The sequence below is a fragment of the Paenibacillus sp. XP01 genome, from assembly GCF_057364885.1.
Map to the genome: position 1 here is coordinate 1,214,332 of NZ_CP139481.1, position 24,704 is coordinate 1,239,035.

The following is a 24,704-nucleotide window of genomic DNA, read 5'->3' on the forward strand; positions in this document are numbered from 1 at the left end:
ATTCGAAATCTCCTTGGTTTCATTGGAATAGGAATTAACGCGTGCGGACGAGCAAATACAGGAAATAGGGTGCGCCCAGTGCAGCAACGACAATTCCGGCAGGAATCGCATTGGGCTGAAAAAGGGTTCTCCCCACCGTATCGGCTGCGACGAGAATGACCATGCCGATCAATCCGGCAGCCGGAATCAAGTGGCGATGCATCGGGCCGACAAGCCTCCGTGCCAGGTGCGGAGCCGCAAGCCCGATGAAGCCGATGCCTCCCGCCATCGACACGCTGACGGCCGACAAGGCGACCGTGCACAAGAGCAGCCATATGCGCTGGGATTTTACGGCCGTGCCGATTCCCGTGGCGGCGGCATCCCCAAGCCCTAGGGCGTCCAGTGTTTTGGAACGGCTCCAGACGTAAGGGATGCACAGCAAGATCCAGGGGAGCAGGGCGGCGACGTGGATCCAGTCCCGTCCCCAGACGCTTCCCGCCAGCCAGCGAGCCGCGAAGGAGTAGGTGTCCTCATCGAGGCGCAGGGACAAATACAACGTCAGCGCGTGAAATCCAGCCGCAACGGCGATTCCCACCAGAATGAGTTTGATGGGGGATACCCCGTTATGGCGATCATAGGCGAGCAGCATGATGATCAATGCCGAGAGCATGCCTCCCGCAAAGGTAAACAGCGGGATCAGCAATGCGACAGAGCTGTCCATCGAAAAAGAAAGACTGGCGAACGCCATCAGGCCCAGCGCTGCACCCGCGTGAATGCCCAGAATGCCCGGATCGGCCAGCGGATTGCGCGTGATGCCCTGCAATGCAGCACCCGCCACGCCAAGACCTGCTCCGGCGAGCACGGTAATCAGAATGCGGGGCAGGCGATAATCGAACAGTACGATATGGTCCGCCTCTGTGCCGCCGCCAAACAGGGTTTGCAGCACCGCTATGGGCGACAGGCGAATCGTGCCCGTGTTCAGGCTGACGATAATTACGGCAGCGGCGATGGCCAACAGGATCAGGCTGACCGTAATGGATCGCCGCGTCCGCGAAGCGGCGTTCTTTTGGTTTTGATTTTGGTTTCGGTCCACTATAAGGCCCTCCTTTCCTTACGGGCCAGATAGAGGAAAAACGGCACGCCGACAAAGGCGACCATGATGCCCACGGCAAGTTCCTCCGGCGGATTGACGATGCGTGATCCGAGATCGGCCAGCACCAGCAGAATGGCTCCGAGCAGCGAGGACATCGGAATGATGAGCCGGTAATCCACGCCAACCAGTTTGCGGGAAATATGCGGAATGACCAGCCCGACGAAACCGATGGAGCCCACGGCAGAGACGGACACGCCTGCCAGCACGACCACGGCGGCGAGCGCAAGCATCCGCGTCCAGCGCAGGCGGATGCCCAGGCTGACGGCAGCCTCTTCCCCGAGGGACATCAGCGATATGCGGCGGGCCAGCGGCATGGTAAGCAGCAGCGTGATCAGCAATACCGGAACGATGAGCTTGACATGCCGCCATTCCATGCCGCCAAAGCCGCCGGCATACCAAAATGCAAGGTCCTGGCTGAGGTCGAAATAGATGGCGATGCCTGCACTCAGGGAGCTGAGCATGGCCGCGACGATGGCCCCGGCCACCGTGAGCCTGATCGATGACAGCCCGCCCGGCGCAGCCGAGCCAAGGAGGAAAATAAACAGCGTGCTCAGGACCGCGCCGACAAAGGAAATGCCCATCAGCCAGGCATAAGGCAAGCCGGGCCACAGGGCAAAGCTGAGCGCCACCATAAACGATGCGCCGGCATTGATGCCGAGCACGCCCGTATCCGCAAGCGGATTGCGGGTGATGCCTTGCATGAGCGCACCGGCAACGGCGAAGGCAGCGCCGACGACAGCCGCGGCAATGACCCGGGGCAGGCGCAGCTCATGGATGATCTGATGGGGCGTCAGCGCCGGGTTATATTGAAATATGGCTGCCCACACCGTTTCCAGCGTCAGCGATTTGGCTCCAAGCGAGATCGACACGAACAGGATCATCAGAAGGACGGCGAGGGCAGACAAGAACATCAGTCCAACCGTTGCCGCATTTCTGGACGAGTTGGGCTTCCGATTTGACCAAGCAGGATGTTGGATGCGGGTCACTCCTTTGTTGCCAGCACAACGAAGCATTGCTGCTGTTATTGATTATCATTATCAATTAGAGATCATTATAAAATCTTAATTCATGCCCGTACATGACATAAATTAAGATGTTCGGGATGGACATTTTTCAGATTACATAATCGGTGCCTTGCCCGTCAACAGCTGAACGGCCTCATCCAGCTGGAGGTTGATGGAATAAGGAGCATATACCACCCACGAATTCCAGTCAATGACATGCACGCGCCCATGGCGTACGGCCGGGTGACGCTGCCAGCGCGGATCGGCTGCAAGCTGCTGCAGCACCGCTGCGCGGCCCTGCATGGAGGTGATGGCTACGATCAAGATGTCCGCTTCAAGGCCATCCCATTCGCCGGGGGTAAAGGGCAACCAGTTGAAGCCGACGCCCGTCGGTTTGCCTGCCAGTTCAGCCCGGATTCGATCGGGCGGCGTCAAATGCAGGCTGCGGTAGAACACATGGCCGAAATTGCGGTTGCTGTACATTCGCGGTCCTTTGTCCGTCAAGGTGCAGACGGCTACGGCAGCCTGTCCCCACGTCTCCCGGATGCGTTTGCGGGCGCGCTCCGCCTTGCGGTCATGACGTTCGAGCCATTCCTTTGCGGCATGTTCACGGTCCATGATGCCGGCTATCGTTTGCAGATGGCCGAACATGTCTGTTTTGTTCCAGGGAATGGTGATAATCGGTGCGATGTCCCCGATATGTTCCAGCGCTTTGGCCGCAGCATTGTCCTTGGTCAGAATCAGGTCGGGCTTGACGTCAAGGAAGGCCTGGCGTCCTTGTTCCCAAGGTTCGTGAGCATGGAACGGCAGGGTTAGCGATTTGGGCAAATGGGGCAGCTGCCCCTGGATTTGCGCCGCACAGGGAGTGATGCCGAGCGTTATCAAATGATCCGTATATGGATAAGACAGGGAGACGACGTTTCGATGCACTTGTTTGACATAGATGGTCGGTGCGAATCCCGAGTGGCTGCGGAAGCGGCGGCTGAAATAAAATTCGTCCCGGTATCCGACGCTGCGCGCAACGTCCCGAATGCGCAGGTCCGAGGTCAGCATGAGCTCTTTGGCACGATTCATCCGCAGATGGGTCAGGTATTCAATAGGGTTTTTATGCATCCGGCTTTTGAACAGCTGGGAGTAATACGATGGATGCATGCCTGCAATGTCGGCCAGTTTCTCCAATTTGATCTCGTGCATGTAATGATCTCGCATGTACTGCATCGTGGCATGGAGCCAAGCATCCGGTTGTTCCTGATCGTGAGCAGGGGCATCCGATTCTTCCTGGGCCCACAGCATGCATAACAGATCGGTGATCAGCCGTTGGCGTTTGAATTCACCCAGTTCGGCATTTTCCGCCAATTGGGAGGCGATGCGCTGTATGCTGTAAAAAGGACCCCGAATCCAGCCTTTTACCGGAAAATCGGACTCCCGCTCGTAAGTACGCCTTGCATCCGTCTTTTCGATTGCACGGAACAGATCGAAAGCAAGCACGAAAATCTCTAGTTCTTGGTCCGCATCGCCGATCAGCTTCAGAGGGGCTCCCGGGGGACAGAGGTAAGCCGATTTGCGGACGACCGATTTTTCCGCGCCATCCACGATCAGCTTGCCTGCAAATTTATGCAGATAAATGAAAACATGCCGTTCCGGGAAAGGATTGCTCCATTCGATGCCGGAGTCGTTCGCGATGCGTACCGCTTGGCGAAGTTCGATCAGGGCATTGGCCAGGAATGCATCCAGATCAGGTTGAACCAAGGCTTCCGGCGTACTCTTCAATTCGGTGTGCCGTCTGGATGCATGTGACGAATGGGAAACGGAAACGGCCAATCCGGAGGAATCAGCTCCTAAAGAATCAGGTTGGTTAGTAAACATGAGCGAATCCTCCTCTCGAAAAATGGATGAAAGCCGATTATAGGGAACGCAACCGCATATCGGAAGTGAACCATTGCCTGTATGTCAGCAAACTTAGAATAATGCTGGTAATCGCGGCGGAGCTGGTAAAGGCAAACACGATCAAAATCTGATACCGTACTGCTTCAACAGGGTCGGCGCCGGCAATGATCATGCCTGTCATCATGCCGGGAAGCTGAACGAGACCAACGGTTTTCATGCCGTCGATGGTTGGAATCATGCTTGCTTTGACCGCCCGCTTCAGCACGTCCTGGAAAGCACGTCTGGGGGCAGCTCCAAGAGCGAGCAGCGTTTCGATTTCGCCTTTGGACGTCTCGACTTCGCGTTTCATCTGGTTCAAGAACAGTCCTGCAACCACCATCGCATTGCCGATGGTCATGCCGCTGAGCGGAATGATGTATTGCGGCGTCGGCTCCACGATGTGCAGGCCAAGCAGCAGTCCCATCATAAGCATTTCCGTCACGGCGAGCGAAATGGCAATATGCAGGCCGACCCGTCGCAGTCCTTTGCCGCGTTTGGCAGCATTGAACGAGGCGACCATAATCATGAAAGCGACGATGGCCACGATGAGGATCGGATGATCGGTATTGAATATGAATTGCAGCACATAACCGACAAGCAGCAGTTGAACGGCCGAACGAACCGTGCCCACGGCAATGTCGCGTTCGAGCCCGAGCTTTTGCCATACGGAGACGAGCATGGTAATCATGATAAACACAACCGTGAAGCTTAATGCAAAGATGGACATAAGTGCACCACTCCTTAATCTGCCTTCAGGGCGGAATCGGATTGTGAAAGGTATTGCCGGGCAGGCTCCGTTTCCGGCGCGGCAAAGAATCGGGTCGTGGTCTGGCGCTCCAGCAGCGTGTGATTGCCCATGAACCAGACGGTGTCGCTGAAGGAGCGGGCTTGTTCCTGGTCATGGGTGATCCATACCAGCGAAGTTCCTTCCTGCTTGCTCCACCTTGTGAGCTGAGCTTCCACGAGCTTTGCGTTGACCAGGTCCAGAGACGCCGTAACCTCGTCCAGCAAAAGGATTTCGGGACGCAGCAGCAAGGAGCGGATCAGCGCGACGCGCTGCTTTTCCCCGCCCGACAGATCACCGGCCCGCTTGTGCAGATCAAGCCCGGCAAGCCCCATGCCGGCCAGCAGCTCGACGGCGAGTTCTTTTTCATACGGTTTGCGATGCAGCAGATGCACGGTTTTCAAATTATCCTCCACGCTGCCTGCAAGCATTACCGGTTGCTGCGCGACATACGTCATGCGCATGCGCCAGTTTCGGGGATCGGAAGCGCGATAGGAGATGCCATTATACAGCATGTCGCCTTCGCTGGGCACGTCAAGCAGGCCGAGGATGCGAAGCAGCGTGCTTTTCCCTTGACCGGAAGCGCCCAGTACAGCGATCCGTTCGCCTTGATCGATCACGGCCTCTACGCTGCTGAACAGAAGGCGCTGCTCTTCGGTGCCGATCACTTTGGCCAATTGATGGATGGATACTAATGTAGACAAGCCGCATACGTCCTTTCCAACATGATGTTAATCATCTTAGCAAAAATGATGAGCAATGAAAATCGCCGTCCGTGGCGGTCCTCGGAAAGCAACTGCAACAAAAGGTTGTTTTTGGTAAGATAAAGGGGAGTCGTCTTCGACTTGTGCCATAAGGGGTGGAATCATAATGTTGAACATCCGTATTTCGACGATCCATGACAAGGAGGATATATCATGACAGACACGGCCGGACGAAATCAAGTAAATTGGGGCATTATGGGTACAGGCTGGATTGCTTCCCAATTTGCGAAAGATCTTGCCCATGCGGGAAATGCGGCAAAATATGCCGTGGCTTCGCGCTCGGAGGAAAGTGCAGCCCGATTTGCGGGAGAGCATGGATTTGAACGCAGTTATGGTTCGTACAACGAAATGCTGCAGGACCCGGAACTGGATATCGTTTATGTCGCGACGCCGCATCCGTTTCATAAAGAAAACGTGCTCGCCTGCCTGGAAGCCGGAAAAGCGGTGTTGTGCGAGAAGCCGTTCACGATGAATGCCCGCCAACTGGAGCAGCTGGTTGAAACGGCGCGGGAGAACAAGCTTTTTCTTATGGAAGGCATGTGGACCCGTTTCCTGCCGCCCGTTGTACAGGCTAAACAATGGATTGCCGAAGGGAAGATCGGCGAGGTACGCCTCGTAAAGGCTGATTTTGGTTTCCGGATCGGCTGGGAACCGGAGAGCAGGCTGCTTAATCCGGATTTGGGCGGAGGCGCTTTGCTGGACGCCGGCGTGTATCCGGTTTCATTTGCGTCGATGATTTTTGGAGAGCAGCCACAGAATGTGTGGAGCACGGCCCATATCGGCGAAACCGGCGTGGACGAGCAGTTCTCGGTGTTGTTGTCCTACCCGGGCGGGCGCTCGGCTTCGCTGAATGGCGCGGTGCGGCTCAACCTGAGCAATGAAGCGGTCATTTACGGTACCGAGGGTTACATTCGTTTGCCATTCTTCCTTGCAGGCAAAGAGGCCTATTTGCACCAGAACGGTCAGGACGAACCGAAAACGTTTAAAGATGATCGGACTTGCATCGGTTATGCTTTCGAGGCTGAGGAAGCCGGTCGCTGCATCTTGGAAGGGCGCACGGAGAGCACGGTCATCCCGCTGGAAGAATCGCTGGAAATCATGAAGCTGATGGATACCATTCGCGGTCAATGGGGATTACGTTATAAATTTGAGTAAATGTCGGGTGCGAAGTGCACGCAGACGGTAGTCATGAGTTTTGAAATGAGTGCTGGGGTTGCTCCATTTTTGAAGTGGACGCAGTTCCAGCACTTGTTTTATAAATCAGAGCTCTAGCGAACCTCAGACACCTTATTGGAGACAAAATGAGCAATTCGGACCCGAATTCCGGTAAATAGGGTGTCTAAAGTTCGTTAGAAATAATGTTGGCGAAATGCGGTCAAATAAGATGCGTCAGGTTTGTTAGAATATACAACGTTTATAGGAAAGGGCTGGAGTGACCACTTATGTCATTCCAGCCCCATTTTGTTTAATTGCGCAGCAGATTTAGATCAAATTCGGGAACAAGCCCTTCCTTCATGGCCCGCCCAAGCAGGGCAGTGATCGCGCCGTAACCGTCCTCGCCCAGGTTGGCGCTGAACTCGTTCACGTACAGGGCGATATGCTGGGCAGCGACGTCGGGGTCCATCTCCTGGGCGTGCTCCATGACGTATGCCTTGGATGCCTCCGGATTGGCCCAGGCATATTCGACGGAAGCACGAGCCCATCCGGCCAAGGCTTGCACATCCATGCCGCGGCGCGCAATGATGGCGCCGAGCGGAATCGGCAGGCCTGTATCGCTCTCCCACCAGCTGCCGAGGTCTGTCATCAGTTTCAGCCCGTACGTTGGATACGTGAAGCGGGCTTCGTGGATGACGAGGCCGGCATCGATCTGGCCGTCGCGGACTGCAGGCATGATCTGGTCGAACGGCATGACGACGATTTCGCCGACGCCGCCGGGAACATTCTGTGCCGCCCATAGCCGGAACAACAAGTAGGCCGTTGATTTTTCGCTCGGAACGGCAACGCGGCGTCCGGACAAGTAGGCCGGATCGGTTGTTCCGTTTGCGGTCAGCACGAGCGGTCCGCAGCCTCGGCCAAGCGCGCCTCCGGCAGGCAGCAGTGCATACTCGTTCAGCACGTATGGCAGCGCGGCGTAGGAAATTTTCAATACGTCCGGGCCGCCTGGATTGGCAGCCAGACCGTTGGTGATGTCGATGTCGGCATAGCGGACGTCCAGCTCGGGCGCGCCCGGAATCAGGCCATGCACCCAGGCATGGAAAATGAATGTGTCATTGGGACAAGGGGAAAAAGCGATCTTCATGATGTAAGTACCTCCCTGAGAATGGAACTGGCGGTTTGGAGCGCATCCAGGGCATCCTTGATGCGCCATGCGTCGCGGTCGCGCGGGCCGACCGCGTTGGAAATGCCGCGCAGCTCGAGCACGGGGATGCCGAACCGCGCGGCCGCCGTAGCCACGCCGAAGCCCTCCATGCCTTCGGCGGCGGCATCCGGCACGCGGCGCAGCAGCTCCGCGGCCATTTCGGCCGTCCCGGTCGCCGTGGATACGGTGACCGCGGTGCCGCCGCTGGCCGCGTGCCCCGCACGCTCCAGCGCCTGGCGCAGCCGGGCGGCGAGCGCAGCGTCCGCCGCCACCATGGACGAGCCGAATCCGAGCTCGTCCACGCTGAGGAAGCCGTCTGGCGTCTGCGAGCCCAGATCGGCTGCAACGATGGCGTCGGCTACCACGAGGGAGCCGACGGCGGCCCGGCCGGGAAAGCCCCCGCCGATGCCCGCGCTAACCACCAGCGCATAGGGCGCCGGTGGGTTAGCGGTTCCGGTCGGGCTGCCCGGTCCGGGCACTGCTGCCGCGGCCGGCGAAGCATAGGCCAGCGCAGCGGCAGTGCCCGCTGCGGCGGAGGCGGGGCCGACCCCCGCAGCGATCACTTCGAAGCGCGCGGCGGCGGTATCGCCCAGACCGCCCAGCACGGCATCCTTTTCCGCGTCGACGGCGGTGACGATTAATACGCGGGGCACGGAAGCGCCCGGTGCTTGAGCGGTTTGTCCTATATGAGTCGAAGCTTCATTTGACGAATTCATCGATGGTTCTCCCTTTTAGACTGAAATAGTCGTATTTGGACAGTACACGTCATGCCGGAGTGCATGTCCTCTACTCCATATTAACGGAATCCAAAAGCGGAGAACAACCTTGAAGCGTATGAAATTCCATGGAATTCTGCCAATCGCCGCAAATTGCGAACCTGGTCAAAGTAAAATGTTATGTTACTTTATTCATATTCAATCTTAAAAATAACGCGATTCCGATGAGAAGTCAAAAGTTAAGGTTGACATACTGTATGGAGTGTACTAATAATAATAGTACAGTTAATACACTTGAATCGTATCCATCCAATCCGGCCCTGAATTCGGCAGCAGCATTGGGTGTAGGTGTATTACCTATTTCAGAGAGGAGGTGCGGGATGTTCGAATTGGATGTGCGCAGCCGTAAGGCGATCTATGAACAGCTGGTCGATAAATTCAAAGAAATGATCGTATACGGCGTTCTCAAACCCGATGAGCAGCTTCCTTCCGTGCGCAGTCTGTCGACCGAACTGACGGTGAATCCGAATACGGTCCAGAAGGCTTACCGGGAGCTGGAACGCGAAGGTTTCATATACTCATTGCAGGGAAAAGGGAGCTTCGTATCATCGTCCGTGGAACATCCGAATACAGCCATGAGGGATGAAATCAGAGCGTCTTTGGTAAAACTGATCGCCGAAGCCAGCTATGCGGGCTTGACCAAGGCGGATATTGCGCTTCTATTCCAGGAGGCCATGGCCCGGATTGAAAAGGGGGAGCCGAATGATTGAACTGAATCAGGTCATCAAGGCATTCGAGCATGAGAAGGCCGTTGATGGCGTAACGATGCAGGTACATAAAGGATCGATCTACGGATTGCTCGGTTCCAACGGCGCAGGCAAAACATCCCTGCTTAAAATTCTGGCAGGCATTTATCGCCAGGATCACGGTACGGTCCGGATCGACGGCAGGGAGATTTATGAGAATCTGGACCTGAAGGATCGCGTCATCTTTATGGCGGATGCTCCCTATTTCTTTCCCCAGTCTTCGATTATGCAGATGGCTTCCTTCTACCGCAGCGCATATCCGCGTTGGAACGAGGAGCGCTTCGAACAGCTCGGCCATGTATTCAAACTGGACAGGAAACGCAAGCTGCACCGCATGTCCAAAGGCATGCGCCGCCAGGCCGCTGTCTGGCTCGGACTCAGCTGCATGCCTGACGTTCTCCTCATGGACGAACCGATCGACGGACTTGATCCGGTCATGCGGCAGCAGATCAAAAACCTGTTGTTCCAGGAAGCTGCGGAGCGTCAGGTGACCATACTGATTTCATCCCACAATTTGCGCGAAATCGAGGACTTGTGCGACCACGTCGCCATCATGCACAAAGGGCGCATCATCGTGGAACGCGACCTGGACGACCTCAAGGCCGACACGCACAAAATACAGGTGGCTTTCCGTGATCCCGCACATGCCGGTGCGCTTGACGGGCAGCTGGATATTTTGCACGAAGAGAAACGCGGCAGCGTCTCGCTGTTTATCGTCAAGGGGAATCGCGACGAAGTGACGGCCAGCTTTCGGGCGTTCGAGCCGTATCTGCTGGATGTGCTGCCGCTGACGCTGGAGGAAATATTCATTTACGAAATGGAGGATGCGGGGTATGACATTCAACCGATTGTACTTTAACCGGGGCATCCTGATCCAAAATTTCAGGCAGCACGGCTGGATCGGCATTTTATATCTGTTTGCGCTGCTGTTTGCGGTGCCGCTTCATATTGCCACGGAATACAGGGAGGTGCCGCAGGAGATCGCAAGCCTTTTCCTGGTCAATGGCGAGGCGCAGCTGTTATTTGCGATCACTTTTCCGGTTGTTGCCGGACTGTTTATTTTCCGGTATCTGCAATCCGGTGGACCGGCGGATCTGTTCCACAGCCTGCCTTTGCGCCGCGAGCATCTGCTTACGGTCAATCTGTTCAGCGGGTTCATCCTGCTTCTGGTGCCGATCTGGTTGACCGCGGGCATAACAGGGTGGGTGTGGGCCGCGCAGGCGGAACCGGCGTTTATTTTTGGCGCTGCAGAGATATGGATGTGGGGCCTGAGCATGACGATTTATACCCTGTTCATGTTCATGTTGACCGTAGCGATCGGCATGTGCATCGGGCAAACGGTCCTGCAAGGCCTTACGGTATATGCCATTTTGTTGCTGCCCGTCGTCGTTTGGGGCGTTTTCGAACTTCATTTGCAGCATTATCTGCTTGGTTTTCCGAGCGAAGCCATCGGACGTTACGCCGAAAAAATATCGCTTGTGACACGGGTGGCTTCGATCAGCAGCGTTCCCCCGTACACGATTGAACTGACGATATACGGAATTCTGACCGTTATATTCATTTTGCTCAGCTACGTGTTATATGCACGCAGGAAAGTTGAATCGGCTACGCAAGCTGTGACGTTCCGGATCGTGAAGCCGGTATTCCGTTTTGGGTTCATGTTCACGCTGGTGCTGATCGGTGGAGCTTACTTTGAAGTGATCTCTCCTGAGGGCTCATCCGGTTGGGGTATCATGGGATACGTTCTAGGCGGTATTGTCGGTTATATTGGAGCCGAAATGATCATTCGCAAAACCTGGTTGATTTGGGACACAAGGCTTCTGCCCCAATTTGCCGTTTACGGCATCGTGGCAGGACTGATTCTGTACGTGCCGGTCGCCGACTGGAACGGTTATGCTTCCAGAGTGCCTGAGCCTGAAAAGGTTCAGAGTGTCAAGCTTGGCGGGGATTATTACGTTTATGTAGACGGCGTGTATCTGAAAAGCGATGACAGCCACTTATACTCCGATAATCCGGAATATATTGGCGCCGTCCTGGCACTTCATGAAAAAATCGTTACGTCGGATCTTCCGCTGCCGGCCAACTCGTCGAGCATGGATCGTCTCCGTGATGAAACGGTGATGATCAATTACCAATTGGATAACGGCAAAACCATGCAACGCAAATACCAGATTCCCGAAGAGGAATTCAGGCAGGAATTGAAGGCGATCAAAGAGACCGACGAGTATAAACGCGTCGCGTATTCTACCGATTTGCTGGATGGGGACGTGCTAAGCATCGGTTTGAGTTCCAACGTCAGCGGAAACCGCAAGGCCTATATCAGTAATCCCGGACAGATCCGCGAATTCAAGGCCTTGTTGAAGCAGGATGTCCTGAATCAGACTTATGACGATCAGTTAACGCCATGGAGTCCGAAATTCAACGTCGAGATTTATGCACTGTCTGACGCTGCATCCATAAACCAGCAGGTACCCATGACGTATTATGAAATTAAGCCGAGTTACAAACAAACCATCGAATGGCTGAAGCAGCATGGGCAGTACGAACAACTTGAGGTATCCCCTGATGAAATTTCGTCCGCGCAATTTGTGAAAGAGGAGATCAACAGTCCGGGCAAGTTCAAATGGGTGTATGCAGAGGAAAACTTTATGAATGGAAGTCCCGATGGCAGCAAGCAGGTCGCGACCAATAACAAAAAGATCATCGGCGACTTGCTGGAGCGCCAGCGTTCGGCATTTTATACCGATCAGGACGTCGTCTACCACATCAAGCTGAACGTCGATCGGGGCGAGAGCATCTACATGATGCTCAAACAGGAAGATTTGACCAAGGAAATGAAAGAAATCTTGGCTGAGCAGTAACCCATGAAGGCTCCGGGAAGGGTTCTCCCGGTCATGGGCTGCTCCAACCAGGCTTGACTGCAAGAGTGGTATGGAATATATTAGAAAAAGATGATCGTGATTCGCCGCCAAACAAATATGAAGGCGAATCACGGCAATGAACGGCTTATGGGGAAGCACCCGTATGACACAGGTACTGATCACACACCTGTCATGCGGGTGTTTTTTTGTTGTTTAATACTGCCGATTCATTGCAGCTGGAGCAATTCATGCTCCCATTTCAATACTTCTATCGGGGAGGACGAGAGCTAATGGAAACGTTGAACGGAAATGCACGTACGGCTGTATCGAATCATCGCTCAATCAAGGGCAAGGAGGCGGGTAAACCGCGTGTTCGCCGCATGATTACCGTCTGCGCGGCATGGTTTGTGCTGTTTGGCCTGACGATGTTCGTTTGGCCGCCCACCGGTGCCGAGGCTTCGGGGCTTGAGCTGAGCCCGACCTATCAGAAAGCGTGGGACAAAGTGCTTGGGCAAGCGGATGCAAAGACGAGCTCCGCCTTGAAAGAAGCATACGGGCATGCGGGAATGTGGGTAGCCCGGAAACAGGCATGGGAGCAGAAAATCAAGGTGCTCCATGCCGCCAATGCAGCCGAGGCGGATCGGTTGCGTTTGGCAATCCGACAGACGGATGCAGCCAAACTGGAAGCACTTATCAGCGAGGTGAAGCAAGCAGAAGCGCGTTACGCCCCGATGTTCAAGCTGTATGAAACGCTTAACAAACAGCTTAAGGCAGCCCGTGCGGCAAAGAACAAGGAGTGGACCGCTGCCATCCGGACACAGGTGGAGAGCATGAAACCGGTCGTGCAGCTGGCAAGACAGGACATTCGTGGGAAGAAACAAAAACTGGCTGATGCACGCAAACAAAAAAATGCAAAAATGAAACAGCTGCGAAGCGGGCTTGCGAGCGCCGACACCGTCAAAAAACAGATTCAAACGGCCAAACGGCAGGCAAGCTCTTCCAAGGAACGGTACTCCAGCACCCTGCAGAGGTTGAAGCAGACGATGAAGACAGGACAGGCTGCCCGAACATTAACCGATGCCAAATCATTGGCCACCGCCGCTGAGAATTGGTCGGGCTCGCAACAGCGGATTCATGAACTGGAGCTGAAGGTGACGGCCGTTTACCAGAAGGTAAAACAGCAGTTAAGTTCTTGAACGATACGCTGCAGAAGGCGAAGCGAAGAAGAACAGATGTGACCGCGGAAACCTAAGGGGCTGCCTGCGCGTAAACAACTTTGAATGTTAAGGAACGCTTCAAGGAATGAATTGGGGTGAAGCTTTTGCAGTCAAAGTTGAAATCGAGTCCACGGGATCGGCCTATGTTTGCAAGGAAAATGCTTTGGCTTCCGGCATTGGTTTTGGCATTGTTCGCCTTGGGACTCTGGGCTATGGGACACATCACACCGAAGGTAAATGTTTTGTTGATGAAGTCTGTTATGCGCCTTGCCTCGCCTGACCATGGATTGGATGAACGCTTCATGAAAGGAGCGGGTGTTTCACGCTTGCAAGATGTCGTTTATGGGCAAGAGCATGACAATAGCACGCTCGACGTGTATTATCCAACCGAGGCGAAGAAGCGGCTGCCCATCGTTGTATGGATCCATGGCGGCGGCTGGGTTATGGGGGATAAAGGACAGATTGCCCATTATGCAGCGGAACTGGCGAAGCGGGGTCACGTCGTCGTCAGCATGAATTACGCACTGGCGCCCCAAAAAAAATATCCCTCGCCTGTCATGCAGGCCAATCAGGCGCTTGCTTACGTGAAGGAGCATGCAGCCGAGTTTCGCGGCGATGCATCCAAACTGTTCTTGGCCGGCAATTCTGCGGGTGCGCAGATCGCCAGCCAGATGGCAGCCGTGATCACGAACCCGTCCTTGGCCAGGTTGATGGATATTCATCCCGCCGTTGATGCGGAACAATTAAGAGGGGTGCTTCTGTACTGCGGTCCGTACAATCTGAGCACGGTCGGCAAAACCGGATTCCCGTTCATGCGCACGTTCCTGTGGTCGTATACGGGTATGAAGGATTACGAGGAATATCCGCGCTTGAACGAGATGTCTGCGGTATTGCAGGTTACGAAGGATTTTCCGCCTGCATTTATTACATCGGGGAATAAGGACCCTTTGACGGTTCAGTCGGTCGAGCTTGCCCAAGTGTTGAAACGGCTGGAAGTGGAGACCGAAACGCTCTTTTTTTCGGCTTCAACGGCCAAGCTGGGCCATGACTATCAATTTGCGCTGGACACGGCCAGCGGCAAACAGGCATTGCACGCCGCAGCGCGGTTTATCGAGAAACATAGCCAATGAATGCGCGATGCCTTCGTATAACGTGGGAAACCCGCCATTTTCCGGTATGGAGATGGCGGGTTTCCCATTCTGAGTCCACTTACTTCGAGGATTCCAGTCGACGTATAAGTGCATGAAGCCTGCGCATCGCTTCTTCCACCGTGGAACGCGGACAGGCCACGTTCATCCGCATGAATCCGTCCCCCTCGGAACCGAAGGCAGTCCCGCTATTAAAGGCAAGTCCTGCCTCATTCAACAACAGGTCAACAAGCTGCTCCTGGGGAATGCCCAAGGCACGAAAATCGAGCCACAGCAGGTAGGTTGCTTCCGGGAGATGAACCCCCACCTGCGGCAAATGCTCGGAGACATATTGCTGCACAAACTCCATGTTTCCTTGGACATACATGAGGCAGTCGTCCAGCCAGTCTTCGGCACCGTTATATGCCGCTTCCGTGGCGACGGCGCCAAAGGTGCTGATGCTTGATAGCCCCATCGTTTGCACGCCTTGGCTGAATATCTCGCGAAGCTTGGCATTCGGAATAATGATGTTGGAGGTGCTAAGCCCCGGAATGTTGAACGTTTTGCTTGGGGCTGTGCAAATGATGCTTCGCTCGGCGATCTCGGCCGAAACCAGCGAAAGCGGAGTATGCGTTCCGCGTTGGTGCACAAGGTCGGCATGGATTTCGTCCGAAACGATGAGCACGTTGTATTGCAGGCATAGCTCGGACAGTTTTTCCAATTCCTCCCGTGTCCAAACCCGTCCAACCGGGTTATGCGGGCTGCACAGAATTAGCATTTTGACACGTCCGGTTTGCAGGCAGGATTCCAGTTGCTCCAGATCCATGGAATAATGGCCGTTTTCCAGTTTTAACGGGTTGGTCATCAGTTCCCGGTCCTGGCCGCGCACTACCTGGTAAAATGGCGCGTATACCGGGGTTTGGATAACGACGGCATCTCCCGGTTTGGTGAAACGCTGCACCGCAATGCTCAAGGCCGGCACAATTCCCGGCGTAAACACGATCCACTCGTCCTGAATGTGCCAGCCGTGACGTCGCTGCATCCAGCCCCGAACAGCCTCGTGATATTCACGGGTCCGCACAGTGTAACCATAGACACCGTGCTGCACGCGGCGTTGGAGTGCCTGTACGACAGATGGCGGCGCAGCGAAATCCATGTCTGCGACCCACATCGGCAGCGCGTCCGCGACGCCGAATATTTCCTCCAGCGCATCCCATTTTTCCGAACCGGAGGCAAGCCGATTAATCGGTTCGTCAAATGTATTCTTTTTCAATGGAAAATCCCCCTTCAGATCCGTTCTTGCGACACTAATCGACAGACTATTATCTGATAAATTCATCGATTGCGCAACCGTCTCCCATAGGTTTAGGTCATTCCTGTATCTGCAAAATCGAGGGGATTTATTCGCTTGTGCGGCATTACAGGGCGCCAAAAAAACAACCACCGCAAGGCATCCTCCGAAATATAGGAGATCAGCCGTGGTGGTTGTTCATCTTGCCGATATTTTATAAATGCTCGTTAAACCAGCCGACGATGTGTTCCAGCCGCCGCACTCTCAGGTACGGATTGCCGCCGCGGGACAGTTCGTGATTCGCGCCGGGAAAGCGGACCAAACGCGTCTTTTGCCCGCGTCGCTTCAAGGCGATGAATAACTGCTCTGCCTGTTCGATCGGGCAGCGGAGGTCTTGCTCTCCGTGCAAAATCAGCAGCGGCGTTTGGATCTGTCCCACATAAGCAAGAGGGGAGTGCTTCCACAGCTTTTCCGTATCTTCCCAAGCGTTGCCGCCAATCTGGTCTTCCGTGAAATAGTATCCGATATCGCTGACTCCGTAGAAGGAGAGCCAATTGGAGATGGAGCGCTGCGTAACTGCGGCCTTGAAGCGGTTCGTATGCCCAACGATCCAGTTGGTCATGAAGCCGCCGTAACTGCCTCCCGTTACGCCCAATCGGGATTCGTCGATGTACGGGTATGCGGATAAAGCGTAGTCCAAAGCTTCCATCAAGTCGCGATAATCCCCGCCTCCGTAATCCCCGCGGCATGCGTTAACGGACTGCTGCCCATAGCCCAAACCGCCACGAGGGTTAAGGTAGACGACGGCATAACCTTGCGCGGCGAGCATTTGGAATTCATGCATAAACGTGAAGCCGTACATCATGTGCGGACCCCCGTGGATCTCCAAAATGGTTGGCACTTTGACGTCCTTGGTCGTATGTGCGGGTTTCATGATCCATCCCTGCAAACGCAGTCCGTCCGAAGCATCGAACCAAAACGTTTCAGGAGTGCAGACACCGATTTCTTTCCCCAATTGCGGGTTGCTGCAAGTCAGTTGCACAGGCTCCTGTTCCGATGCTTTGCTGTGTTCGTACAGATAAATATCACCCGGATTCAGGACATCGGCTTGAGCGGCAATGATCGATCCGTCAGGCAATTCCGCGAACTGATAAATTTCCTTTTCCGCAGGCAGCAGGTATTCCCCCTGACGTCCATCCAGCGGGAATCGGGCAACGCGTACGCTGCCATGAACGGTGGCCAGGCACAAAATCGTTGAGCCATCCCGTGTATATACCGGTCCGGTCGTGGTAAGTGTTGATCGCATGTCGCCAACGATGGCATGACCGAGCTGAACATCCCAATCCTTGCTCACACAGCGAAGTTCCCCACCTGAAGCAGGAAGGACATATAACTTGGTGAGCGTGGCATTGCCATAAGAACGGTCGCTGGCAAACAGCGCGATGGACCCTGAATCCGGCGCAAAGGCCAAACGGCTGAATTGATAGCCCTCCGGCGTCAGTTGCTGGACATCCGAACCGTCCGGACGGGCAAGGTAAACATGGTTAGTCATTGAAAAGTCGTTGTTGTCCTCGCCCGCCTTTGGCATTTGGGTGATCCAGGCGATGCTGGACCCGTCGGGTGACCATGCATAGTCAGCCACATCGAAATGGCCGGAAGTGACCTGCCGGGATTCGCCTCCGTCTACAGGTATAACAAAGAGGTGAGCTCGCTGCCCATTCCACAACCCGCTGGCATCGGATTTCATCCGGATTCGATCCACTACGAGTTCCCGCAGCGGTTTGTCCGGTTCATCCGCATCCTCTCCGGCTCCCGTATCCGGTTTTACGGATGATTTCACGAGCAAGGAGGAACCGTCGGGCGACCAGCACAGGGAGCTGACACCCTGTTCAAGGTGCGTGACCCGAATCGCCTCTCCGCCATCGGCAGCAATCAGCCACGCTTGGGTTTTGCCTTCATGTTCCCGCAGAAAGGCCAGCCGTGTTCCATCCGGCGACCAGGCAGGCGAGTGATCACGCGTACCTGAGGTGAATGGCCTCTCCTTGAGCCCATCCAGTTCCAAAAGCATCAAGCGGGATACATAGCCATCCTGCTGCTCATTGACCCTGCGGCTAACGTAGACAAGTCGAGTGCCATCGGGAGAGGGGATTGGGTCATGGACCCATGTAATCTGATATAGATCCTCCGGCGTAATGCCACGCTGTTCGCTCAATGTGTCTCCTCCTGCCATTGTTTTATTTTCCTGACCTTTCCATTTATCATAAATCAATGCGCCGACCTGGACAACACTTTAAAATCAAGTAAAGTTTGCGGAAAAGGAATTGCTCACGGGGTGCCGAATCCTAGAAGATATGGCTTGAATGCGGTTGATTTCGATGAAATCCCGCCATGGCGCTGGAAAAGCGTAAAGGGTCATCATTCAATCCAATCGTCCAATATCGCTCTGAACAGGCGGGAAAAGGAGGAAGACACATGACCAGAAACAAAGCAGAAGCACGAACGGTGCGGCTTCCCGATGGAACGGAATTGCCAGCCATCGGGCAAGGCACTTGGTATATGGGCGAAAGCAGCCATCAACGTGATGATGAGGTGAGAGCGCTGCAGAGCGGACTGGCGCTGGGCATGACGCTGATCGATACGGCGGAGATGTATGCCGACGGTAGAGCGGAAGAAGTGACGGGCGAGGCTATAAAGGGCCGTCGGGACGAAGCATTTATCGTTTCGAAAGTGTATCCCCATCATGCCGGTCGCAAGCACATGCAGACCGCCTGCGAGAACAGCCTGAAACGGTTGAACACGGATCGGATCGACTTGTATTTGCTGCATTGGCGCGGTCATATACCGCTGGAAGAGACGGTGCAGGAATTGGAGCGGCTGAAGAAGTCCGGCAAAATTTTGCGTTGGGGCGTCTCCAATCTGGATACGGAAGACATGGAAGAATTATGGGGCATACACGGCGGAGAACAGTGCGCTGCCAATCAGGTGCTGTACCATGCCGCTTCGCGCGGGATCGAGCATGATTTGCTGCCGTGGCAGCGGGAGCGCCTCATCCCCGTAATGGCTTACTGTCCTCTTGCCCAAGGGGGACGATTGCGCCGGGATCTGTTGGAGCACCCGGTCATTCGGGATATCGCCTCGGCCCGATCGGTGCGACCGGCCCAGATTGCGCTATCCTGGGTTATACGAGACGGTGACGTGCTAGCTATTCCGAAAGCGGTGCAGCCGGACCATGTGGCAGACAATGCCGCCGCGATGGACATCGTCCTGACGGCTGAAGAATTGGAACGGATCAACGAGGCTTTCCCCGCACCGGGGCGCAAAGTCCCGCTGGATATGGTCTAGTTCTTTTTTTGAACATCAATGGAACAGGAAATGATTGAAGGGCAGATGTATGCATCTGCTCTTTTTTCATGGGTGCGAACTGCTTTTTATTGAAAATTAGAAAATGGGCTTTACAGTAATAGAATACCAGTGTACTATGTAACTAACACACCGTTACAGAAAGGAGAGACACGATATGGCTATGGAATTTGACAATAACTTGCCGATTTATTTGCAGATTATGCAGCATATCAAAAAACAAATCGTGACCGGAAAACTCAAGGCCGGCGACAAGATTCCTTCGGTTCGCGAGCTTGCGGCGGAATTGCAGATTAATCCCAATACCGTGCAGCGCACGTTCCAGGAGCTTGAGCGGGAAGAAGTGGTGGAAACCAGGCGCGGACTGGGCAGATACGTGACTAGCGAGGAGGCGAAAATCATGACGATCAAAAAAGAGATGGCCGGCGAACTGTTGGAGCGGTTCCTGACCGGCATGCAGGAGCTTGGCATCGAAGATCGGGATATTGTGGCCATTGTGGCGGACGCCGTTGCCGAAGGGCAGCAGGGAAAGGGAGGAACTGGACATGAGCAGCATTCTTGAACTAAGCAATGTCAGCAAAAACTATGGCAGCAAAAGGGCGCTTCGCGATGTTTCGCTGCGCATTGAACCCGGCAAGATCGTCGGTTTGTTGGGCAGCAATGGCAGCGGCAAAAGTACGCTGATGAAGCTGGCTGCAGGTCTGCTGCATCCGAGCAGCGGAACGATTGAGATCAACGGCAGGCCCGTTGGACTGGAAACGAAAACCTTGGTGTCGTTTATGCCGGATCGGCCCTTGACCGAAAGCTGGATGAAGGTGCGTGATGCCGTGGCTTATTTCCGGGATTTCTTTCCGGATTTTGATGAAGCAAAGGCCCGTGAAATGCTTGCTTTCATGAAGCTTGATGCCGGGGAACGGGTACGCAATCTGTCCAAAGGCATGAATGAACGCCTGCAGCTGACCTTGGCGCTTTCCCGAAAAGCACATCTTTACTTGCTCGATGAGCCGATCGCAGGCGTGGACCCGGTGGCCCGTGGCAAAATACTGGATGCCATCGTCAAGTTCTACGACGAAGATAGCAGTCTGATCATATCAACGCACCTTGTCAGTGATATCGAACGGATCTTCGATGAGGTTGTATTTATACGTGAAGGCGAAATGTTAATGAAGGAAGAGGTGGAGACACTTCGTCTCCAGCACGGGAAAAGCGTGGATGACATGTTCAAGGAGGTATATGCGGAATGATGACATTGCTGAAATACGATTTTAGAAAAAACCTCAACAGGTTGCTTGCCTCGCTCGTGGTATTAGCCGCGATTCAGGTTGCCATGGCGCTTTTCTTCCCTGCGCAGCAGGAGATTTTGGCGGTATTCAGTTATGTTGGCGTGGGCGTAGCCATCTTCATCAAAGTCATCCGCACCTATCTGTCCAACCTGAGATCGTACAGTCGAAGGCTTGTACCGGTACATGGATTGTCCCACGTCCTGTCACCGTTGTTGTTCGGCACGATATGCGGACTGGTTTTGCTTGGTTTGGCCGCTATTCATTTCTATATTTATAAAGCAGCGCACGGTACGCCAGGCCTCGGCTACTTTATTGAAATGATGGGATTTGGGCCTTCGAAGGTGGCCGCGATTATCCTTTTTGCTTGGTGGGTCGCGATGTTCATGGCCATTACGATTTTCCTGTCGATTTCCATTGCAGGGGCGTTCCGCTGGAAAACCGGCCCTTGGATCGGCATTCTTGCGTTTTTCGTGTTAACCAACGTGGTTTCGTGGCTGGATAACATCATTTTCTCGGGACGGATCAATCCGATGGATGTTTTCGTTGTAACGGAAAGCAGCAGCGAAATTTCCATTGTCTCCACGAATTTTGGCTGGGATTCGATGGTGTGGGGCCATATCGTCTTTGAAGTGGCGTTGGCTGCCATCTTTGTGGGTGTGACGGTTTATCTTAACCATCGGAGGGTGGAAGCCTGAGTGAATGAAACCATTCCCCCTCTTATACGTAAAAAATGATATATTGTCTTTTTTGGCAGAAATGTTAATTTTGTCACATAAGGAGGGGGATCATGGAACTTTACTTCAGGGATAACTTCTTCAATGCCGGTTATACGGAGATCATGAATCATGCACAGGAACAGGCCGGTTATCTGGATCTGAAAAGCGCATGGGGTTCATCGCTGGATGTTTACGACCGATCCGGCCTGGCGTGCAGCGGGAAATTCCGCATGCTCAGCAACCGATGGGAGATTGACGGAGCGGATGGGTACCCGCTCGGCGTGTTGAGGGCCAGATTCAGTTTCTTCAGCAAAAAGTACGAATACGATGCCGGGCAGCGCGGCATATATGACGTGAATGCGCCTGCGTTTTCCCAGGATTACGAGATCGCGGGCACGGATGGAAGCGTGGTTGCGCGCTTTCAGCGAACGAGTGGATGGTTCAGTTCGGGCGCTTTTATGCTAAGCAATACATCCGATCAGCTCGATAGCTATGAATTGGTCGCCGTGGTCATGGGCGTACATGCTATCAACAAAAGACGTAACTCGGCCGCATCCAGCAGTAGTACGTAGCATCATAGCGTATTTACGGAGCGGCCATGAAGAAAAGCCCTGGCAACGAGCAGGGCTTTTTGGCATGTTTTCCGTTCGGTATGGAGAGCGGGCTGAGCCTTCCCAAGGATATGCTAAACGCTGCCGCTGATTTCCTTTTTTTCAATGGAGCTGTTGTTCATGCCCCTGGATTTCCTATCCTTTTCATTGCCGATCTCCTCCATGTCACTTTCGGCATACCGAGCCAATACTTTGGCTGCCGTTTCGGACATGCGTCCACGTAAGACCTCATCCTCGATGATGCGTACGCGTTTGCCCAGAAAGCGCATTTTGGATAGGACATAATCGATTTCGCCGCGAGGCACGCTAAGCTCAATCCGATAAGTTTGTGTAGGCTCATCGTACGTGACTTGTTTCTCGAAGCAGGAGAAGGCGTACAGAATACGCGACAATTCGGGGTTGTATTCAGGCAGCACTTCAATGGTGATGCTTGTTTTTCGGCGGTCAGTCAACAGGGCAATCTGCCTGTTGTAGCGGCCGATATCTTCAGGCTTCAACTCCACGGGCTCTATGGCCACGATGCTGTGCAGTTTGGTAGCCATCAGTTTGCGATAACGCGGAGCGTACCACAGGACATACCATTCCTTTTTGACCATGGAATATTCGAGGCGATACGGGTATCCCAGCTGATCATGGCTGACGCGCCCGTGACGCACCCGGCCTGTCAGCCGGAAGCCCTGCCGCTTCAGCAGCATCTCGCGCAGCGGTTTCAACAGCGGATGATGGACGCTGGCTTCCTCGCTTTTTGCTTTTTCGGTCAAATACTCGCCAAGCTGCATGTCTTGCTCCCCGTCCAGCATGTGCACCAGCTTCTCGCGTGTCTGCGGGGTCAGAGCGCCTTGCGCCGACGGGTGATCCAGCATCATGCGAAGCCAGGCGCGTTCCTGCGCCGTCCAGGTAAACAGTCCGGTTTCATTCAGCTTCGTCATCATCTGGTAATTGAACATTTTCTCGAACAGGTTCATAATACGCCGCAATCTCCTTCCATTCCTGGATCATTTCCTGCCGCAGCCTGCGCGGTTCCAACACTTCGCAGCTGGAACCGAAGCTGCGCAGCCATGGCTTGATTTCCGTTGTGCCGTTGACCTGGATTTCGTAGAGGAAAGATTCGTCCGTTTCCGGCGTGATCGTTCCCCATTGTCCTTGCAGCCGAACGCGATCCAGTATGAAATTGCGTTCATTGTGCAAAGGATGGAAGAAACGTACCTTTACCGTCACCGGTTGGCCCGTGTCCACAAGCCAGCTATAGCGGCTAAGTTCTGCCCATTCCTGCTTCAGCCGACTCATGTATTTTTCCTCGATGTCATCCTGTTCCTCCAGTTGGGTAATGCCTTCCATCCGGAATTTGACGAATCTGCGTCTTCCCTGATAGCCGATGACATACCATCGTCCGTACTGGTGGTCGTATACAATCTCCAGCGGGATGATGCGATTGAGCCGCCCGCCCGATTCGCGCTCGAACAACGGATTTGTATTCTGCGAGCTGTAACTGGACGGTTTTTTGGGCGAGTAGTATATGAACTGTACCCTTTTGCGCTCCCGGATGGCAGCAAGGAGAGGATACAAATGGGCTTCGTCGAGAATGCGCGAGTAATAATGATACTTGTAAATGAACGGGTCCATCGCTTCTTCTTGCGGATAACTCGCGGCAATGGCCTTTTTGAGACTGTCGCGCAGCAGGTAGCCCTGTACCGACGGAACCTGAGTATTCGCCATAATATCCACAAAATCGTACAGCTCCAGTTGTTCCTCTGCCGTCAGTTCCGTCAGCGCGTCCTGTTCCAGCTTGTAGCGATATGGCCTGCCGCCGGGCTGCTTGCGAATGACCCCGACTTCTTCCAGGTATTTCAGGTCGGAACGGATCGTTTTTTCGTCGGGCAGCGCCATGTCTTCAGGCATTCCCTCGCAGCAAGCATCCAGCAGCTCCATGGCAGTAAGCGGTTCATCCTGAAGGGCATGCAAAATAACGGATAAGCGCTGTACCTCGGTTTCTTTCATCGATTTGGCCCGGTACAGAAACAGCAACAGAGGCTCTGCGGAATCCCCGTATTGGAACCGGATGAGGTCTGCTATTTCGACTCCTTGTTCAGGCGCGCTTTGCTGCTCTGCGACGGTTTGCACGATTTCCTTTAAACGGCGGGTCGTTTTGTCGAACGTATGTATAGATATGCCAAGTCTCTCTGCGTATTGCTTGCGGCTGTAAGCCCCGCTTGTCAGCGAGAGCATGCGAAGAAACTGGATTTCCTTGTCAAAGCTTTCTTTGGCCATGCGTTTCACTCCCCAATGGCTGATGTCGGGTGGGGCCGACCCGAATGCCCGACGTTGCCTGTTTGCTGCTGTTGTCAGATGTGTATCCTCTATTGTAACAGGGTTCCCGGCATGTTTCATGAAGGAGTGCCCATATTGGAAATATTGAAACTGCATTAATCAATCACACTAGGCCACTACGAGTGCAGTACCATCTTCCGATCGCTGTTATCCCCAGATTTTTTTGAATCCCCCTTTTCTAAGGGAAAAATCCGGTGATAAAGGCGAACGCTTCGCTTCTTCAGATTGGTTCTGCCTCTTCGTTAACGTGTGTATGTTTTTACAGTTTATATAGATGCATTTAACGGACATCTCGCCATACTTTCGCCATGTTCCCTCACGCGCACGCGAGGCATAATGAAGAGGAAGAGCCAGTGAACGATGAACCATTGAAGCACGAACCATTGAAGCACGAACCATGGTGCGGAAGGAGTTGAACA

23 protein-coding genes are annotated in these 24,704 nt (G+C 54.2%); 12 read left to right on the forward strand and 11 right to left on the reverse strand.

Features of this window, described 5'->3' with window-relative positions:
- Positions 1-34: 34 nt before the first annotated feature.
- From SNR34_RS05500 to SNR34_RS05520, 5 genes are all read right to left on the reverse strand, one after another.
- Positions 35-1,072, reverse strand: coding sequence for a FecCD family ABC transporter permease (locus tag SNR34_RS05500; protein ID WP_486181370.1), 1,038 nt, complete (start codon positions 1,070-1,072; stop codon positions 35-37).
- A complete protein-coding gene (locus SNR34_RS05505; RefSeq protein WP_486182405.1) occupies positions 1,072-2,043 on the reverse strand; it encodes a FecCD family ABC transporter permease in 972 nt (323 codons plus the stop codon). The genes SNR34_RS05500 and SNR34_RS05505 overlap by 1 nt, the downstream gene beginning before the upstream one ends.
- Before the next feature lie 207 nt (positions 2,044-2,250).
- Positions 2,251-4,002, reverse strand: a complete 1,752-nt coding sequence (locus SNR34_RS05510) for a helix-turn-helix domain-containing protein (RefSeq protein WP_486181371.1) — start codon at positions 4,000-4,002, stop codon at positions 2,251-2,253.
- Between the two features lie 37 nt (positions 4,003-4,039).
- Positions 4,040-4,789 carry an ABC transporter permease gene (locus tag SNR34_RS05515; RefSeq protein WP_236420180.1) on the reverse strand — a complete coding sequence of 250 codons (750 nt, stop codon included), beginning with the start codon at positions 4,787-4,789 and terminating at the stop codon, positions 4,040-4,042.
- Positions 4,790-4,803: 14 nt separating this feature from the next.
- Positions 4,804-5,550 carry an ABC transporter ATP-binding protein gene (locus tag SNR34_RS05520; protein WP_486181372.1) on the reverse strand — a complete coding sequence of 249 codons (747 nt, stop codon included), beginning with the start codon at positions 5,548-5,550 and terminating at the stop codon, positions 4,804-4,806.
- A 213-nt stretch (positions 5,551-5,763) separates the two neighbouring features.
- On the opposite strand from SNR34_RS05520, the gene SNR34_RS05525 reads away from it, so the two are divergent.
- Entirely contained in the window at positions 5,764-6,765 is a 1,002-nt protein-coding gene (locus SNR34_RS05525) for a Gfo/Idh/MocA family protein (RefSeq protein ID WP_339276410.1), read from the forward strand.
- Positions 6,766-7,075: 310 nt separating this feature from the next.
- On the opposite strand, the gene SNR34_RS05530 is transcribed toward SNR34_RS05525, so the two are convergent.
- Both SNR34_RS05530 and SNR34_RS05535 read right to left on the reverse strand, forming a co-directional pair.
- Entirely contained in the window at positions 7,076-7,909 is an 834-nt protein-coding gene (locus tag SNR34_RS05530; protein WP_236420177.1) for a 1,4-dihydroxy-6-naphtoate synthase, read from the reverse strand.
- Positions 7,906-8,685: a futalosine hydrolase gene (locus SNR34_RS05535; protein WP_486181373.1), complete on the reverse strand. Its 780-nt coding sequence runs from the start codon at positions 8,683-8,685 to the stop codon at positions 7,906-7,908. The genes SNR34_RS05530 and SNR34_RS05535 overlap by 4 nt, the downstream gene beginning before the upstream one ends.
- Before the next feature lie 380 nt (positions 8,686-9,065).
- On the opposite strand from SNR34_RS05535, the gene SNR34_RS05540 reads away from it, so the two are divergent.
- From SNR34_RS05540 to SNR34_RS05565, 6 genes are all read left to right on the forward strand, one after another.
- The gene (locus SNR34_RS05540; protein WP_236420175.1) at positions 9,066-9,455 is read left to right on the forward strand and encodes a GntR family transcriptional regulator; all 390 of its coding nucleotides are present in this window, start codon (positions 9,066-9,068) and stop codon (positions 9,453-9,455) included.
- A complete protein-coding gene (locus SNR34_RS05545; protein ID WP_486181374.1) occupies positions 9,448-10,350 on the forward strand; it encodes an ABC transporter ATP-binding protein in 903 nt (300 codons plus the stop codon). The genes SNR34_RS05540 and SNR34_RS05545 overlap by 8 nt, the downstream gene beginning before the upstream one ends.
- The gene (locus SNR34_RS05550; RefSeq protein ID WP_486181375.1) at positions 10,325-12,352 is read left to right on the forward strand and encodes a hypothetical protein; all 2,028 of its coding nucleotides are present in this window, start codon (positions 10,325-10,327) and stop codon (positions 12,350-12,352) included. The genes SNR34_RS05545 and SNR34_RS05550 overlap by 26 nt, the downstream gene beginning before the upstream one ends.
- Before the next feature lie 290 nt (positions 12,353-12,642).
- The gene (locus tag SNR34_RS05555; RefSeq protein WP_486181376.1) at positions 12,643-13,548 is read left to right on the forward strand and encodes a hypothetical protein; all 906 of its coding nucleotides are present in this window, start codon (positions 12,643-12,645) and stop codon (positions 13,546-13,548) included.
- A 106-nt stretch (positions 13,549-13,654) separates the two neighbouring features.
- Entirely contained in the window at positions 13,655-13,849 is a 195-nt protein-coding gene (locus SNR34_RS05560) for a hypothetical protein (protein ID WP_486181377.1), read from the forward strand.
- Positions 13,818-14,699 (forward strand): alpha/beta hydrolase, encoded by an 882-nt coding sequence (locus SNR34_RS05565; protein WP_486181378.1) that lies wholly within the window; start codon positions 13,818-13,820, stop codon positions 14,697-14,699. Before SNR34_RS05560 ends, SNR34_RS05565 begins: the two co-directional genes overlap by 32 nt.
- 79 nt (positions 14,700-14,778) lie before the next feature.
- Here SNR34_RS05565 and SNR34_RS05570 read toward each other — a convergent pair whose 3' ends face one another.
- Together SNR34_RS05570 and SNR34_RS05575 are read right to left on the reverse strand one after the other, a co-directional pair.
- Positions 14,779-15,969 carry a MalY/PatB family protein gene (locus SNR34_RS05570; protein ID WP_486181379.1) on the reverse strand — a complete coding sequence of 397 codons (1,191 nt, stop codon included), beginning with the start codon at positions 15,967-15,969 and terminating at the stop codon, positions 14,779-14,781.
- A gap of 232 nt (positions 15,970-16,201) precedes the next feature.
- Positions 16,202-18,199 carry a S9 family peptidase gene (locus SNR34_RS05575; RefSeq protein ID WP_486181380.1) on the reverse strand — a complete coding sequence of 666 codons (1,998 nt, stop codon included), beginning with the start codon at positions 18,197-18,199 and terminating at the stop codon, positions 16,202-16,204.
- Between the two features lie 260 nt (positions 18,200-18,459).
- On the opposite strand from SNR34_RS05575, the gene SNR34_RS05580 reads away from it, so the two are divergent.
- The 5 genes from SNR34_RS05580 (at position 18,460) to SNR34_RS05600 (ending at position 21,918) form a co-directional block, all read left to right on the forward strand.
- Positions 18,460-19,329 (forward strand): aldo/keto reductase, encoded by an 870-nt coding sequence (locus SNR34_RS05580; protein ID WP_486181381.1) that lies wholly within the window; start codon positions 18,460-18,462, stop codon positions 19,327-19,329.
- A gap of 175 nt (positions 19,330-19,504) precedes the next feature.
- Positions 19,505-19,909 carry a GntR family transcriptional regulator gene (locus SNR34_RS05585; RefSeq protein WP_236420166.1) on the forward strand — a complete coding sequence of 135 codons (405 nt, stop codon included), beginning with the start codon at positions 19,505-19,507 and terminating at the stop codon, positions 19,907-19,909.
- The gene (locus tag SNR34_RS05590) at positions 19,893-20,591 is read left to right on the forward strand and encodes an ABC transporter ATP-binding protein (protein WP_236420165.1); all 699 of its coding nucleotides are present in this window, start codon (positions 19,893-19,895) and stop codon (positions 20,589-20,591) included. Before SNR34_RS05585 ends, SNR34_RS05590 begins: the two co-directional genes overlap by 17 nt.
- Positions 20,588-21,325 (forward strand): hypothetical protein, encoded by a 738-nt coding sequence (locus SNR34_RS05595; protein ID WP_339276427.1) that lies wholly within the window; start codon positions 20,588-20,590, stop codon positions 21,323-21,325. The genes SNR34_RS05590 and SNR34_RS05595 overlap by 4 nt, the downstream gene beginning before the upstream one ends.
- A 92-nt stretch (positions 21,326-21,417) precedes the next feature.
- A complete protein-coding gene (locus SNR34_RS05600) occupies positions 21,418-21,918 on the forward strand; it encodes an LURP-one-related/scramblase family protein (protein ID WP_486181382.1) in 501 nt (166 codons plus the stop codon).
- A gap of 113 nt (positions 21,919-22,031) precedes the next feature.
- Here SNR34_RS05600 and SNR34_RS05605 read toward each other — a convergent pair whose 3' ends face one another.
- Both SNR34_RS05605 and SNR34_RS05610 read right to left on the reverse strand, forming a co-directional pair.
- Positions 22,032-22,922: a WYL domain-containing protein gene (locus SNR34_RS05605; protein WP_486181383.1), complete on the reverse strand. Its 891-nt coding sequence runs from the start codon at positions 22,920-22,922 to the stop codon at positions 22,032-22,034.
- Entirely contained in the window at positions 22,870-24,225 is a 1,356-nt protein-coding gene (locus tag SNR34_RS05610) for a helix-turn-helix transcriptional regulator (protein ID WP_339276433.1), read from the reverse strand. The genes SNR34_RS05605 and SNR34_RS05610 overlap by 53 nt, the downstream gene beginning before the upstream one ends.
- Positions 24,226-24,704 lie beyond the last annotated feature (479 nt).

Excerpts from the sequence above, each read along its gene's own strand:
- SNR34_RS05505 (WP_486182405.1), bottom strand. The coding sequence starts at position 2,043 with ATGTTCTTGTCTGCCCTCGCCGTCCTTCTGATGATCCTGTTCGTGTCG.
- SNR34_RS05510 (WP_486181371.1), bottom strand. The coding sequence starts at position 4,002 with ATGTTTACTAACCAACCTGATTCTTTAGGAGCTGATTCCTCCGGATTG.
- SNR34_RS05515 (WP_236420180.1), bottom strand. The coding sequence starts at position 4,789 with ATGTCCATCTTTGCATTAAGCTTCACGGTTGTGTTTATCATGATTACC.
- SNR34_RS05525 (WP_339276410.1), top strand. The coding sequence starts at position 5,764 with ATGACAGACACGGCCGGACGAAATCAAGTAAATTGGGGCATTATGGGT.
- SNR34_RS05530 (WP_236420177.1), bottom strand. The coding sequence starts at position 7,909 with ATGAAGATCGCTTTTTCCCCTTGTCCCAATGACACATTCATTTTCCAT.
- SNR34_RS05535 (WP_486181373.1), bottom strand. The coding sequence starts at position 8,685 with ATGAATTCGTCAAATGAAGCTTCGACTCATATAGGACAAACCGCTCAA.
- SNR34_RS05540 (WP_236420175.1), top strand. The coding sequence starts at position 9,066 with ATGTTCGAATTGGATGTGCGCAGCCGTAAGGCGATCTATGAACAGCTG.
- SNR34_RS05545 (WP_486181374.1), top strand. The coding sequence starts at position 9,448 with ATGATTGAACTGAATCAGGTCATCAAGGCATTCGAGCATGAGAAGGCC.
- SNR34_RS05550 (WP_486181375.1), top strand. The coding sequence starts at position 10,325 with ATGACATTCAACCGATTGTACTTTAACCGGGGCATCCTGATCCAAAAT.
- SNR34_RS05555 (WP_486181376.1), top strand. The coding sequence starts at position 12,643 with ATGGAAACGTTGAACGGAAATGCACGTACGGCTGTATCGAATCATCGC.
- SNR34_RS05560 (WP_486181377.1), top strand. The coding sequence starts at position 13,655 with ATGAATTGGGGTGAAGCTTTTGCAGTCAAAGTTGAAATCGAGTCCACG.
- SNR34_RS05565 (WP_486181378.1), top strand. The coding sequence starts at position 13,818 with ATGAAGTCTGTTATGCGCCTTGCCTCGCCTGACCATGGATTGGATGAA.
- SNR34_RS05580 (WP_486181381.1), top strand. The coding sequence starts at position 18,460 with ATGACCAGAAACAAAGCAGAAGCACGAACGGTGCGGCTTCCCGATGGA.
- SNR34_RS05585 (WP_236420166.1), top strand. The coding sequence starts at position 19,505 with ATGGCTATGGAATTTGACAATAACTTGCCGATTTATTTGCAGATTATG.
- SNR34_RS05590 (WP_236420165.1), top strand. The coding sequence starts at position 19,893 with ATGAGCAGCATTCTTGAACTAAGCAATGTCAGCAAAAACTATGGCAGC.
- SNR34_RS05595 (WP_339276427.1), top strand. The coding sequence starts at position 20,588 with ATGATGACATTGCTGAAATACGATTTTAGAAAAAACCTCAACAGGTTG.
- SNR34_RS05600 (WP_486181382.1), top strand. The coding sequence starts at position 21,418 with ATGGAACTTTACTTCAGGGATAACTTCTTCAATGCCGGTTATACGGAG.
- SNR34_RS05605 (WP_486181383.1), bottom strand. The coding sequence starts at position 22,922 with ATGAACCTGTTCGAGAAAATGTTCAATTACCAGATGATGACGAAGCTG.
- SNR34_RS05610 (WP_339276433.1), bottom strand. The coding sequence starts at position 24,225 with ATGGCCAAAGAAAGCTTTGACAAGGAAATCCAGTTTCTTCGCATGCTC.